Source organism: Jannaschia donghaensis (assembly GCF_001403795.1).
Classification (GTDB): domain Bacteria; phylum Pseudomonadota; class Alphaproteobacteria; order Rhodobacterales; family Rhodobacteraceae; genus Jannaschia; species Jannaschia donghaensis.
Genome location: NZ_CXSU01000012.1, coordinates 1 through 13,073, shown reverse-complemented (window position 1 = coordinate 13,073; position 13,073 = coordinate 1). Strand labels below are relative to the sequence as shown.

14 protein-coding genes and 1 tRNA gene are annotated in these 13,073 nt (G+C 62.8%); 10 read left to right on the top strand and 5 right to left on the bottom strand.

Features of this window, described 5'->3' with window-relative positions:
• The first annotated feature begins 3 nt into the window (after window positions 1-3).
• The 3 genes from JDO7802_RS09205 to JDO7802_RS09195 all read left to right on the top strand — a co-directional run bounded on the left by JDO7802_RS09205 (window position 4) and on the right by JDO7802_RS09195 (window position 1,753).
• The gene (locus tag JDO7802_RS09205; RefSeq protein WP_144430583.1) at window positions 4-606 is read left to right on the top strand and encodes a queuosine precursor transporter; all 603 of its coding nucleotides are present in this window, start codon (window positions 4-6) and stop codon (window positions 604-606) included.
• 329 nt (window positions 607-935) lie between these two features.
• Window positions 936-1,358, top strand: coding sequence for an alternative ribosome rescue aminoacyl-tRNA hydrolase ArfB (gene arfB / locus JDO7802_RS09200; protein WP_055084898.1), 423 nt, complete (start codon window positions 936-938; stop codon window positions 1,356-1,358).
• 98 nt (window positions 1,359-1,456) lie between these two features.
• Window positions 1,457-1,753, top strand: a complete 297-nt coding sequence (locus JDO7802_RS09195; protein WP_055084896.1) for a PRC-barrel domain-containing protein — start codon at window positions 1,457-1,459, stop codon at window positions 1,751-1,753.
• Window positions 1,754-1,765: 12 nt separating this feature from the next.
• Here the strand turns inward: JDO7802_RS09195 and JDO7802_RS18930 are convergent, their stop codons facing one another.
• Complete coding sequence (locus JDO7802_RS18930) at window positions 1,766-2,017, bottom strand: hypothetical protein (protein WP_187298119.1); 252 nt, start codon at window positions 2,015-2,017, stop codon at window positions 1,766-1,768.
• Between the two features lie 54 nt (window positions 2,018-2,071).
• On the opposite strand from JDO7802_RS18930, the gene JDO7802_RS09185 reads away from it, so the two are divergent.
• Both JDO7802_RS09185 and JDO7802_RS17960 read left to right on the top strand, forming a co-directional pair.
• A complete protein-coding gene (locus JDO7802_RS09185) occupies window positions 2,072-3,130 on the top strand; it encodes an AAA family ATPase (RefSeq protein ID WP_055084893.1) in 1,059 nt (352 codons plus the stop codon).
• Window positions 3,130-3,648 (top strand): cysteine--tRNA ligase, encoded by a 519-nt coding sequence (locus tag JDO7802_RS17960; protein WP_144430582.1) that lies wholly within the window; start codon window positions 3,130-3,132, stop codon window positions 3,646-3,648. The genes JDO7802_RS09185 and JDO7802_RS17960 overlap by 1 nt, the downstream gene beginning before the upstream one ends.
• Here the strand turns inward: JDO7802_RS17960 and pncB are convergent.
• The 3 genes from pncB to pncA form a co-directional block, all read right to left on the bottom strand.
• The gene (gene pncB, locus JDO7802_RS09180) at window positions 3,645-4,937 is read right to left on the bottom strand and encodes a nicotinate phosphoribosyltransferase (RefSeq protein ID WP_055084891.1); all 1,293 of its coding nucleotides are present in this window, start codon (window positions 4,935-4,937) and stop codon (window positions 3,645-3,647) included. The two genes, JDO7802_RS17960 and pncB, sit on opposite strands and share 4 nt — an antisense overlap.
• Before the next feature lie 107 nt (window positions 4,938-5,044).
• Entirely contained in the window at window positions 5,045-6,793 is a 1,749-nt protein-coding gene (locus JDO7802_RS09175) for a BCCT family transporter (protein WP_055084889.1), read from the bottom strand.
• A gap of 242 nt (window positions 6,794-7,035) precedes the next feature.
• Complete coding sequence (pncA, locus tag JDO7802_RS09170) at window positions 7,036-7,632, bottom strand: bifunctional nicotinamidase/pyrazinamidase (RefSeq protein ID WP_055084887.1); 597 nt, start codon at window positions 7,630-7,632, stop codon at window positions 7,036-7,038.
• Between the two features lie 67 nt (window positions 7,633-7,699).
• On the opposite strand from pncA, the gene trhO reads away from it, so the two are divergent.
• From trhO to JDO7802_RS09150, 4 genes are all read left to right on the top strand, one after another.
• Window positions 7,700-8,599, top strand: coding sequence for an oxygen-dependent tRNA uridine(34) hydroxylase TrhO (trhO, locus tag JDO7802_RS09165; protein ID WP_055084885.1), 900 nt, complete (start codon window positions 7,700-7,702; stop codon window positions 8,597-8,599).
• A gap of 243 nt (window positions 8,600-8,842) precedes the next feature.
• Window positions 8,843-9,559, top strand: coding sequence for an alpha/beta fold hydrolase (locus JDO7802_RS09160; RefSeq protein ID WP_055084883.1), 717 nt, complete (start codon window positions 8,843-8,845; stop codon window positions 9,557-9,559).
• Window positions 9,556-9,999, top strand: a complete 444-nt coding sequence (locus JDO7802_RS09155) for a DMT family transporter (protein WP_083481116.1) — start codon at window positions 9,556-9,558, stop codon at window positions 9,997-9,999. The genes JDO7802_RS09160 and JDO7802_RS09155 overlap by 4 nt, the downstream gene beginning before the upstream one ends.
• A 56-nt stretch (window positions 10,000-10,055) precedes the next feature.
• A complete protein-coding gene (locus JDO7802_RS09150) occupies window positions 10,056-11,390 on the top strand; it encodes a short-chain fatty acid transporter (protein ID WP_306455372.1) in 1,335 nt (444 codons plus the stop codon).
• Between the two features lie 3 nt (window positions 11,391-11,393).
• Here the strand turns inward: JDO7802_RS09150 and JDO7802_RS09145 are convergent, their stop codons facing one another.
• The gene (locus tag JDO7802_RS09145; protein ID WP_055084879.1) at window positions 11,394-12,794 is read right to left on the bottom strand and encodes an FAD-binding oxidoreductase; all 1,401 of its coding nucleotides are present in this window, start codon (window positions 12,792-12,794) and stop codon (window positions 11,394-11,396) included.
• A 101-nt stretch (window positions 12,795-12,895) separates the two neighbouring features.
• On the opposite strand from JDO7802_RS09145, the gene JDO7802_RS09140 reads away from it, so the two are divergent.
• A tRNA-Met gene (locus JDO7802_RS09140) sits at window positions 12,896-12,972 on the top strand.
• The last annotated feature ends 101 nt before the right edge of the window (window positions 12,973-13,073 follow it).

The window sequence follows — 13,073 nt, the reverse complement described above, 5'->3', positions numbered from 1 at the left end:
CTGATGAACATTCTTCCCGCCATCCTTGCGATGGCCGCCATCGTCGTCGCGTCCAACATCGGCGTTCAATTCCTCATCGCCGATGGCTGGCTGACTTGGGGGGCGTTCACCTATCCGCTGGCCTTCCTAGTCACGGACGTCACGAACCGTCTGTATGGGTCCGACACGGCGCGCAAAGTGGTGCTATTCGGGTTTGCCGTCGGGCTGCTGTGTTCGCTGGTGGGGACGCAGATCATGGGGGAGTTCGGGCCGCTGGTCACACTGCGCATCGCGCTGGCGTCCGGTACGGCGTTTCTGGTGGCGCAACTGCTTGACCTTGCGATCTTTTCCAAGCTCCGCAATCGTGACTGGTGGGTGGCGCCGCTGACGTCTTCGGTGCTGGGGTCGATCGTGGACACGGCGCTGTTCTTCACGATCGCGTTCGCCGGTTTCCTCGCCTTTCCAACCGCTTGGGGCGACGTGTCCTGGGCGCAGGATGCGACGGCGGTGGGGCCGCTTTGGGTCGGGTTGGCGTTGGCGGATTGGGGGGTGAAGATCGGCATTGCCTTGCTGGCCTTGGTGCCCTTCCGTGTCATCACGCGGAATTTTGCACAAAGGGTTGCGTAAGGGGGGTTGACGGGCGCCAGATGTGTGCCAATCTCCAGCCAGTGCAACTCATTGAAAGGAGGTGATCCAGTGTCAAGAAAGATAGTGGAGAAGATGGTCGGGACAATTTCGGGGGAGCGTGTCTAGGGCAACCCCTAAGCACTTGATCCGTTGGGGTTGATGCGTCTAACCGACCACACCTCCTGATACTTTCGGAAGCCCGCCCCGGTTGCACGGGGCGGGCTTCTTCGTGGGAAAACCCTGAAAAATGTGTGGCGGATCCGCGGGTGATGCACGGGTGATCTACGGGTGATATAGAGCGGATATCGTTTGAAAGCAGGATCTTGGCCATGCCGCTGACCGTGACCCCCAAAATCGAAATTCAGGACTGGGAAATCACCGAGAGTTTCGTGCGCGCGTCGGGCCCCGGCGGGCAGAACGTCAACAAGGTGTCGTCGGCGGTCGAGTTGCGGTTCGAGGCGGAGCGGTCGCCCAACCTGCCCGGCCCGGTCAAGGCGCGGTTGCGGCGGCTGGCGGGACGGCGGTGGACGAAGGAGGGGGCGGTGGTGCTCCAGGTCTCCGAAGAACGCTCGCAGGCCCGCAACCGGGAGATCGCGCGGGAGCGTCTGGCGGAGCTGGTGCGGGCGGCGACGGTGGTGCCGAAACGGCGGGTGAAGACGAAGGTGTCGCTCAACCAGAAGCGAAAGCGGGTGGAGGCCAAGCGGCAGCGCAGCACGGTCAAGGCCCTGCGCGGCCCGGTCGATCCAGGCTGAGCGCGCGGAATTCCGCTCTGGCAAGAACAAGCCGGGAACCTTCGATGCCACGTCCTTGTTAACCCTGTGAAGCGAAACGCTTTTGAAAGGATATTTTCATGGACCATTCCAAACACATCCCGATGACGGACGCCGAACTGACGGCGCAGAACCTCAAGGGGGCCAACGTCTACGGGCCCGGAGATGAGAACATCGGCGACATTTCCCACCTCCACGGCACCCCGCCCAACGCACAGGTCGTGCTCGACGTCGGCGGGTTCCTCGGGATCGGCGCCAAGACCGTTGCCCTGCCCCTGTCGAGCCTGAACTTCATGCGCGACGAGAGCGGCACCGCCCATGCGACGACGACGATGACCAAGGACCAGCTGAAGAACCTGCCCGAACACACGGACTGATTGTTCGGGATGTCATCGGAAGGGCCCGGCGCGCGAGCGTCGGGCCTTTTTGTTTGGGGTGGGCCGCGATGGGTGCTGGCCGAAGGTCGCGCGGGCGTGGCTGGTGGAGTTGGTCCGGGCGACTGTGGTGCCGAAACGGCGGGTGAAGACGAAGGTGTCGCTCAACCAGAAGCGCAAGCGGGTGGAGGCGAAGAAGAAGCGGGGGGAGGTCAAGGCGTTGCGGAACAGTAACAAATTCGATCGCCGATAGGATGTGTAGGTCAATCTGTTGCTCCCAGAATACTAATCGCTTAAAACTCCGTAAAAAGTAGGTCCGAAGTGCCCTTAAAATCCGCCCGCTTTAAGAACTTTACGTCTGTTCCTAGTACAGATTTCCATTTCTCGCCTGGCGTGAACATCATCGTAGGTGAAAATGGTTCGGGAAAATCTCATGTACTGAAGGCGATTTACTCGCTGATGAAAGTTCAAGCAACGACGAAATCGCACATCGCTAGGGCGAATGAAATACCACCACTTTCGGTACTTGAGAAGCAATTCGCGGATCGACTAGTCGCAAACCTACGACCTGAAACCCTCGGGCGATTGGTGAAGCGTCGGCAAGGGACCGGAAAGGCCGAGATTGGCCTCAAATTCAGCAACGGGAAACTTAATCTCAGGATATCTTTTGCAACTCGGGCGTCAACGCAAGTTGTAATTGATAAAGCGCACTCGATCCCGCTTGATAAACTCCCTGTTTTTTTTCCGACTCGCGAATTAATTACACTTAGCGGCTGGTTTGGATCGCTATATGACTCCTATCATTTGGAATTCGAAGAGATTTGGCGTGATACAGTTAGCCTCCTTAATGCTCCTGCTATCCGCGGACCGAAGGAAGAGAGGGTAAGAGAGCTTCTTGAACCTATTGAGGTGGCGATGGACGGCAAAGTCGAGGTCGATCAGCGCACTGGTCGATTCTATTTGCGCAGTCCCGCTGGCAGAATGGAGATGCCGCTAGTCGCCGAGGGTCTTAGAAAGTTTGCAATGCTCGCTAGAATGATTAGCGCCGGGGTCCTTTTGGAGCACGGATATTTATTTTGGGATGAGCCGGAAACAAACTTGAATCCAAAACTTATCAGAGTATTAGCTAGGACTATCATGAAATTGGCTGAGGAGGGAATCCAGATATTTATTGCAAGTCACTCCCTTATTTTACTAAAGGAGATTGAGATTTTGCAGAGAGAGGATTCAAGCCGCGAGAAATTGGTAAGATTTTTCTCAATTGAGAAGATTTCTGGAGAAGACAATTCACTATCAGAAGGAGGTTATCTATATGATATTGAACCGATCGTTGCGCTTGACGAAGAAATTTCTCAAGCCGATATATTTTTGAGATCTTGATGACTGACGTTACCTTGAAGGAAGGAAGTTTTAATTATAAGTTCACCGATGTGGACTGGGTAAATAAGTTAGATGATTGGAATTTCCACAAAAAAAACTTTCAATCTGTGGCGGGTGGGTCTCGTGCTGTTGATTTTATCGCAGTCAAAGGACACACCTGCTGGCTGATTGAATGCAAGGACTATCGGTTAGATGCATCACCGATGATAGAAGAAATTGCATTAACATTCGCTAAAAAATTTCGTGACTCTTTAGCGCTACTGCAGGCGGCAAAACTAAATTCAAAGGATGACGACGAAAAAATATATTCAGCGGCGGCGCTTAAATGCAGTGAGTTTCGCTTCGTAGCGCACATAGAACCATACGACCCCAAGAAAAATCCGAAATTACAAAAGCCAAATTTAGCAAATTTAAAGATAAAAATAGAGCAGAAAACTCGCGGCGTAGTAAATAAACTTCTGATTTGTGAAACAGGCTCTTCCATCGGCATCATTGAGCCTTCGAAGATTGGGCACTAAACCACCACCTCAACCCCAACTTGCTCGCCCACCCCGAACACTCGCTTGTACCGGGCGAGCTCGTCCTCCGGCCCCATGGCCTTCCGCGGATTGTCCGACAGTTTGACCGTCGCGCGGCCGTCGGCCTCCACAGCTTTGCACACTAGCGAAAACGGAGCCAGCGCGTCGTCCGCCACCAACCCCCGGAAGTCGTTCGTCAAAAGCGTGCCCCAGCCGAAGGACGTGCGGACGCGGCCCGCAAACTGCGTGTGGAGTTCGGCGATCTTTTCGACGTCCAGCCCGTCGGAGAAGATGATGAGTTTGGTCGTCGGATCCTCCCCCCGTGCTTTCCACCAGCGGATCGCGGTTTCCGCCCCCGCCGCCGGGTCGCCGGAATCGACGCGGATGCCCGTCCACCCGGCCAGCCAGTCGGGCGCGTTGTCGAGGAAGCCCTGCGTCCCATAGGTGTCGGGCAGGATGATGCGCAGGTTGCCGTCATGCTCCTCCTGCCAGTCGGCCAGCACGGTGTAGGGGGCCTGCGCCAGCGCGGCGTCGCCGTCGGCCAGGGCGGCGTAGACCATGGGGAGTTCGTGGGCGTTGGTGCCGATCGCCTCCAGGTCGCGGTTCTTGGCGATGAGGCAGTTGGAGGTGCCCGCGAAGTTCTCGCCCAGCCCCTCCCGCAGGGCCTGCACGCACCAGTCCTGCCAGAGGAAGGAGTGGCGGCGCCGGGTGCCGAAGTCGGCCAGGCGCAGGTTTTCGAGCGGACGCAGGCGTTCGACCTTTTCCCACACGCGGGTCATGGCGCGGGCGTAGAGGACCTGAAGCTCGAACCGGCCCATGTCGCGCAGGACCGCGCGGGAGCGCAGTTCCATGAGGATGGCGAGGGCGGGAATTTCCCACAGCATGACTTCGGGCCAGGTGCCTTCGAAGGTGAGTTCGTATTGATCGCCGACGCGTTGGAGATCGTAGGGGGGCAGGCGCAGGCCTTCGAACCATTCCATGAAGTCGGGGCGAAACATCTGGCGTTTGCCGTAGAAGGTGTTGCCGCGCAGCCAAGTGGATTCGCCGCGGGTGAGCGACAGGGTGCGCACGTGGTCGAGTTGTTCGCGCAGCTCGCCCTCGTCGATGAGGTCGGCCAGCGGAATGTGGGTGGAGCGGTTGATGAGCGAGAAGCGCACCTGCGTGGTCGGGTGATTGCGGAAGACGGACTGACACATCAGCAGTTTATAGAAGTCGGTGTCGATCAGGGACCGGACGATCGGGTCGATCTTCCATTTGTGGTTCCAGACGCGCGTGGCGATGTCGTTCATGGGCAGGCCCTCCGCAGGTCGTTAGAGCAAAGGCGCGGTCGGAGGGGAAGCGGGAACGAAGAAGGGGGCCGCGTGCGCAGCCCCCCCCTGTCGGATCATCGCGCGGCTTATTCGCCGGGCTGGAGGCCGGGCGCGTTCGGGATATCGGGCGCGGTGGCGCCCGGAATCTCGTCGAAGGTGGTGGGCACGCCGGCCTTTTCGCGGCGCCCGTCGTTGTAGATCGCCTTGATGAGCGAGATGCACATCAGGACCATCACGATCGAGAACGGCAGCGCGCCGATGACCATGGCCGTCTGGATCGCCGAGGTCCCCCCCGAGATCAGCAGCCCCGCCACCACCGTGCCCAAGGCGACGCCCCAGAAGATGATGTGCGGGCGCGCCTTGGGCCCTTCGTCGCCCGCCGCGTTGATCGTGTTGACGATCAGCACCGCGGAGTCGGCGGAGGTCACGAGGAACGTCATCAAAAGGACGACGATCATCACGGCCATGCCCCAGGACAGAAGCTGCGAAATCGGCTCCAGCATGAAGGCGGTCATGGCGAAGATCTTGTCGCCGTTGCCCGCGTCGAAGATCACGCCGTTCGCGTCGCCGTTGAGTTCCAGGTCGATGGCGGTGCCGCCGGCCCACGCGAACCAGACGAAGCACATCAGCGCCGGCACGATCATCGCGCCCAGCACGAATTCGCGGATCGTCCGACCGCGCGAGATGCGCGCCAGGAACAGGCCCACGAAGGGCGCGAAGGCGATCCACCAAGCCCAGTAGAACACCGGCCACCAGCCTTGCCACTGCGACAGCAGGAAGGCTTGGGACCCGTCGACGCCGTCGGATTTCCAGACGTTGACGCTCATCCCCGGCAGGGCGATCACGTATTCCCAGATGCCCACGAAGAAGGCGTAGAAGCCGAAGAACGTCGCCCCGAATATGATGAAGAACCCCAGAAGCACGATCGACAGGATCATGTTGATGTTCGACAGCCACTTGATGCCCTTGCCCACGCCCGACAGCGCGGACAGCGTCGATGCGCCCATGATGACCAGAAGGGCCACGATGATGCCGAAGGTCGTGACGGTACCGGCGATGCTTTCGCCCGCGTCGTTCACCGCGTCCGGACCGTAGGACAGGCCGCCGACGCCGATTCGCGTGAGACCGGCCGCGAATTGATCGACGCCGAAGCCCAGCGTCTGCGCCACGCCCAGGATCGTGGCGACGACGGCGACGATGTCGATGACATGGCCCAGCGTCCCCGCCAGTGCACGTCCGAACAGCGGGGTGAGCGCGGAGCGGATCGTCAGGGGCAGGCCCCGCCGATAGCTGAAGAAGGCCAGCGACAGGCCGCAGATGGCATAGGTCGACCAGGCCGACAGACCCCAGTGCATATACGACCACTTGTAGGCAGTCAGGATGTTATCTTCCGCCCCGGCACCGGTGATGCCCTGGATGACCGATGGGTTGTTTTGAAAATGAGAAATCGGTTCAGCGACGGCCCAGGTCAGCATGCCGACGCCGATACCGGCACCGAACATCATGGAAAACCACGAAAAATTATCGAACTCCGGTTTCTCGCCCTCAAGGCCGAGGTTCATCTTGCCGGCCGTCGGCCAAACCGCGAGGCCCAGGCAGACGATGATGAAGAAAGCGACGACCCAGATGTACCAGGCGGCAAAGTTGCCCAGGATGAATTGGTTCCAACCGTTCAGAACGGTTCCGGATTGCACCGGCCAGAAAATCGCCCAGACGCACAGGATGCTGATGATGATCTTGGCCGGGACCGCGACGGAAGTGGCGAAGCCGTTGTAGAAGCCCCCCTCCGTCGTCCGGATCGACAGATCCGTAAGCGGTGGTTCGATGTTCGACATATCCTTGGTCCCCGATTATTATTTTATGCGTCTATGCTGCGGCGGAAGACGCCCAATTCCTAGGCGGAATCTTTCCCACGCGGCCAAAAAGCGACGGTTTTGGCCTGATTTGTGATGTTTCGGTGCGATCCATTAAGATGGCGATCCGACCACGACAACCCCGCCCCGACGTCAGATCAATGGCTTAGCCGAAAGACCCGATTTCCGTAGATGGCGGAGCGAATCCCGCGATATTCCGCCGATCAGACCAGTGTGACGCCAGCGGCGACCATCCCGGTGCGGGCCGCATCGAGGCTGCCACCCAGGTCGATGGCGCGGGTCAGCGCCTGCTCCACCGTTACCACGTAACCCAGTTTTGCGGCATCCACGGCCGAGAAATTGACGCAGAAATCCAGCGCAAGTCCGACCAGCGTCAGATCGGTCACGCCCAGCGTGCGTAGCAGACCATCGAGGCCGGTGGGCGTCGCGTGGTCATTTTCGAAGAACGCGGAATAACTGTCGACGGACCGATTCATCCCCTTGCGCACGATGGCGCGGGCGCGGTCAGCGTTCAGGTTGCGGTGGAACGCGGCGTCCGCCGTGCCCTGAATGCAGTGGTCGGGCCACAGGACCTGCGGGCCATAAGGCATTTCGATCACATCGTAGGGAGATTTGCCGGCGTGGCTGGACGCGAAACTGGAATGGCCCGCGGGGTGCCAGTCCTGCGTCAGGATCACATGGTCGAAGGCGTCCATCCGGGCGTTGATGCCGGGCACGATCGCGTCGCCGTCCGGCACGGCCAGGGTGCCGCCGGGGCAGAAGCCGGTCTGCACGTCGATCACGATCAGGGCTGCGGTCATTGGCGTCTCCTCTCCGTCGAACCCTATCGCTTGAGGCGGCGGGGGCAACGGCTTATGCCCCTGCCCCATGTTCACCGTCGCCGCCTTCTATCGGTTCACGCCGCTTCCCGACCCCGCCGCCCTGCGCGTGCCGCTGCTGGACCTGTGTCTGGCACGGGGGGTCGCGGGGACGATCCTGCTGGCCCCCGAAGGGATCAACGGGACGATCGCGGGGCCACGGGCCGGGATCGCGGCGGTCGTGGCCCATCTGCGCGCCCTGCCCGACTGCGCCGATCTGGAACCGAAGTATGCGCCAGCCCAAGAGATGCCGTTCGGCAAGATGAAAGTGCGCCTCAAGCGCGAGATCGTGACGATGGGGCAGCCCGATATCGACCCGCGCGCGGGCACCGGTCGATACGTGACACCGCAGGATTGGAACGCGGTGGTCGCGGACCCGGAGACGGTCGTGATCGACACGCGCAACGATTACGAAGTGGCGATCGGCACGTTTCACGGTGCCGTTGATCCGCAGACGCAGGCCTTCGGAGAGTTTCCGGTGTGGTGGGCGCAAAATGCGGACCGATTGGCGGGCAAGCGGATCGCGATGTTCTGCACCGGGGGGATCCGGTGCGAGAAATCGACCGCCTATCTGCGCCAGCAGGGGGTGGAGGACGTGGTGCACCTTCAGGGTGGCATCCTGAAATACCTGGAGGACGTGCCGGAAGGCGAGAGCCTGTGGCAAGGGGCCTGCTTCGTCTTCGACGACCGCGTCAGCGTGGGCCATGGCCTGGTGCCCGGGGACCACGTGCTGTGCCACGCCTGCCGCCGCCCGCTGGCCGCGGATGACACGGGGCGACCGGAATACGAAGCGGGCGTGCAATGTCACCGCTGCGTTTCCCAGTTCGACAACGGCGACCGCGCGCGGTTCCGCGAACGGATGAAGCAAATCGGCCTGGCCCGCGCGCGGGGGGCGCGGCACCTGGGATGATCAGATTTCGGTGTCTGGCTGGCTGTCGTCGTCCACGCGCGTCCAGTGCAGGGTAAGCAGGCGGACGGCCACGACGGCTGCGAAGACGGCGGCGGCGAGCATGAAGAAATCGGTCATTCGTTCCTCCCGAAAACGACGGACGATGCGAAAACGTATCACGTGGGCGAATGTCGGCAAAGGCCCCCGTTGCGGGATGGGCGAACCGGCGTCACAGTCGGGGTCGGACCCGACCCGGAGGACACCATGACCACACCATTGCTGCTGTTGCCGGGCATGATGTGCGATGCGCGGCTTTTCGCCCCCCAGCTGGCGGCGATCCATGATCGCGCCGTCATGGTCAGCCCCATCGCCGCCGCCGATACCACCCAAGCGCTGGCCCGGATCGTGCTGGACGCGGCCCCCCCGCGCTTTGCCTTGGCGGGTCTGAGCATGGGCGGGATCGTCGCGATGGAGGTGATGGCCATCGCGCCCGAGCGGATCGCCGGCCTGTGCCTGATGGACACTAACCCCAAGGCCGAACACCCCAAGATCGCCGAAGCGCGGGAGCCGCAGATCCAGGCGGTGCGCGACGGCGATCTGCGCCGGGTGATGCGCGAGGAGATGAAGCCGAACTACCTGGCCGACGGGCCGCATGTGGGCGCGATCCTGGACACCTGCATGGCCATGGCCGAAACCATGGGTCCGGTCAGCTTCGTGCGCCAGTCGCGGGCGCTGCAGACGCGGGCCGACCGGCAGGACGTGCTGGCGTCCGTGACTGTGCCATCGCTGATCCTGTGCGGGCGCGAGGATACGCTTTGCCCGCTGCACCGACACGAAACGATGCACCGCCTGATCGAAGGGTCGGAGTTGGTGGTTGTAGAGGGCGCGGGGCACCTGCCGACGCTGGAACAGCCCGAGGTGACGACGCGCGCCGTGCGACACTGGCTGGAACATGTGGACCATGCGGATGCCCTGGCGTGACGCATCACGCGGCCATCATGCTGGCGGCGGGGTTCGGCATTCCGGTTCTGGCGGCGCTGAACGCGCGGCTGGGTGCCAACATCGGCGGCCCCGCCGCGGCGGCGTTCGTGCTGTTCGTCGTGGCGCTGGCTTGTGCGGCGGTTGCGATGGTCCTGACCGGACCGGGCGCGCTGACCCGTCTGCCCGGTCAACCGCTGCATCTGTTCGGCGCAGGCGCGCTGATCGCGTTCTACGTGCTGTCGATCACCTGGATCGCGCCGGTGTTCGGCGTCGGCAACGCGGTGTTCTTCGTATTGATGGGTCAGCTGGCGTCGGCCGCGCTGATCGATCAGTTCGGCCTGTTCGGGGCGCGGCAGGTGGCGCTTTCGCCGCTGCGCGTCGGCGGACTGGCGATGATGGCCGTGGGTTTGGCGGCGACGCAGTTTGCCCCGCGGGAGTGACGGGCGGTTGACGTGGGCGCGCGGTAACGTAGGTCCGCGCCCATGACACAGCAAACATCCTCCCCGGTTTCGTCGGCCGCCTGACAGGCGCGCTTGATTCGTTCATTCAGAAGTATCTGCCCGATCCCCTGGTGATCGTGATCCTGCTGACGCTGTTCGTCTTCGCGCTCGGCATCGTCGTCGAGGGGGCGACCCCTGCCGCGATGGTGGGTCACTTCGGGGACGGGTTCTGGAACCTTCTGACCTTTGCGATGCAGATGGCACTGGTCCTTGTGACGGGGTTCGTCTTTGCCTCCACCCCGCTGTTCGGGCGGATCCTGGGGTCGCTGGCGCGCCGCGCGTCGACGCCGGGCCAGGCGATCGTTCTGGTGACGCTCGTGTCGCTGGCCGCGTCGTTCGTGAACTGGGGGTTCGGTCTGGTGATCGGCGCGCTCTTCGCCAAGCGATTGGCGCGGGAGGTGCCCGAGGTGGATTACCGCGTTCTGATCGCGGCGGGATATTCCGGGTTCGTGATCTGGCACGCCGGTCTTTCGGGCTCGATCCCGCTGACGGCGGCGACGCCCGGCAATTTTCTGGAGGACGAGATCGGGCTGATCCCGGCAAGCCAGACGATCTTTGCGCCGTTCAACCTGATCCTTCTGACCGCCATTGCTTGCGGCTTGCCGTTCCTGAACCGCATGATGCTGAACCATGGCGGCAAAGTGGTGCGCGCCGGCGACATCCAGCTGGACGACCGGGACGAGGATCACCCGGAGGTCGCGCCGGCGACGCCCGCCTCGAAGCTGGAGCATTCGCCGTGGCTGGGCTGGCTGGTGGGCGCCTTCGGCCTGTCGTTCGTCGCCTTGCAGATCGTGCGCGGGGAGTTCGCGCTGACGTTGAATACGGTGAACTTCGGGTTCCTGTTCGCGGGCTTGCTGCTGCACGGGTCGGCGCACAACTTCCTGCGCGCGGTGGACGACGCGGTGAAGGGGGTGGGCGGCATCCTGATCCAGTTTCCGTTCTATGCCGGCGTCATGGGCATGATGGTCGGATCGGGCCTGGCCGCATCGCTGACCGATCTGTTCGTCGGCGGGGCCAATGCGACGATCCTGCCGGTGCTGGCCTTTTTGTCGGCGGGGTTCGTCAATGTGCTGGTCCCGTCGGGCGGCGGGCAATGGGCCGTGCAGGGCCCGATCATCATGCCGGCGGCAGACGTGCTGGGCGCGGACAAGGCCCGCGTCCTGATGGCGATTGCCTGGGGCGATGCCTGGACCAACATGATCCAGCCGTTCTGGGCCCTGCCCGCACTGGCGGTCGCGGGCCTGAATGCGCGCGACATCATGGGGTTCTGCGTGCTGGTCCTGATTGCGACGGGCGCGGTGCTGATGCTGGGGCTGACGTTCCTGCCCTGACGTTCACCGTTCGGGAATGACCTTGCCGGGGTTCATGCGGTTGTCGGGGTCCAGGGCGGTTTTGATGGCGCGCATGACATCCAGGGCGACCGGGTCCTTGCGGCGGGTCATCGTGGTCAGCTTCGACAGGCCGATGCCGTGTTCCGCGCTGATCGACCCGCCAAGGGTCACGGTCACGTCCTCCACCATTTCGCGGATGGTCTCGAGCTGTTTGTCATCGGTCGGATAGACCGTCAAATGCACGTTGCCGTCGCCCAGATGCGATACGATCAGGGTGTCGGCGTCCGGATCGATGGCGGTCAGCCGGGCGTGCATGTCGTCGATGAAGGCCTCTACCCGGTCCAGCGGCAGGGCGACGTCGTTGTCGACGATGGGCAGGCGGGTGAAGGTGATCTCGGCCGCGGCTTCGCGCATGTCCCAGATGTGCTGCCGCTGCGCGTCGTTTTGCGCGATCATCGCGTCCAGAACTTCCCCGGCGTCCATCGCGTCCGACAGGGCCTCCTCCAAGGTTTCGATCAGGGGGCGTGACAGGCCGCCCATGTCGATCATCACGGCGTGGTCGTGGAGGGCGAAAGGCTGTCGCAGATCGGGCCGGTGCTTGGCCAGTTCGACCATATAGCTGCGCGGCATATACTCGAACGCTTCGACGGCCCCGTCGCTGGCCGCCTGCAACCGGCGCAGCAGGGCGAGCGATGCGGGCAGGTCGCGCACCGCCACCAGCGCGGCGGCGTGATGGCGCGGCTTGGGCGACAGGCGCAGGACGGCGGCGGTGATGATGCCCAACGTGCCTTCGCCCCCGATGAACAGATCGCGCAGATCCAGGCCGGAGTTGTCTTTGCGCAGCTCGCTCATCAGATCGAGGATGCGGCCGTCGGCCAGCACGACCTCCAGCCCCAGCACCAATCCGCGCGTGGGGCCGTAGCGCACGACGTTGGACCCGCCCGCGTTGGTCGACAGGAACCCGCCCACGCGGGCCGAGCCGCGCGCCCCGAAGGTCAGCGGAAACATCAGGTCATGCGCCTCTGCGGCGGCGTGGATGTCGGCCAGGATCACCCCCGCCTCGACCACCATGACGCCGGCCTGCGGGCGCAGATCGCGGATGGCGGTCATCCGTTCCAGCGACACCATCAGCGCGCCTGTGTTCGCCGTGCCGCCCACAAGGCCGGTGTTGCCGCCCACCGGCACGATGGCAAGATCGGCGCGCGCGGCGATCTTCACCACCTGCGCCACCTGCGCGGTCCCCGCGGGGCGCACGACCGCCAGCGGATCGGCGCGCCACTTGCCCGTCCAGTCGCGGGCGAAGCGGTCGGTGTCCGATCCCGTCAGCACATGGTCGTCGCCCAGAAGGGCGCGCAGGTCGGCAAGGGCCCCCTGCGTCGTGGCCGGATCGGACTGGTCTTTCATGGCGACACCTCCGGGCGAAACGCTGCCACGGGGCGCGCCGGAAGAAAAGCCGTGCGGACGGTCTTGACGCCTCGGCCCCATGGCCGTATCCGGCGCGCGATGGCGGTGTAGCTCAGTTGGTTAGAGCAGCGGAATCATAATCCGCGTGTCCGGGGTTCAAGTCCCTGCACCGCCACCACTATCTCAATAACCGGGACTGTTGCGTTAGCTGGCTTTGAGCACGGATCGGCCATTCGTCCGCTCTTTCAGGTCGTCTTACGGAACAGGGCCCGGACAAAG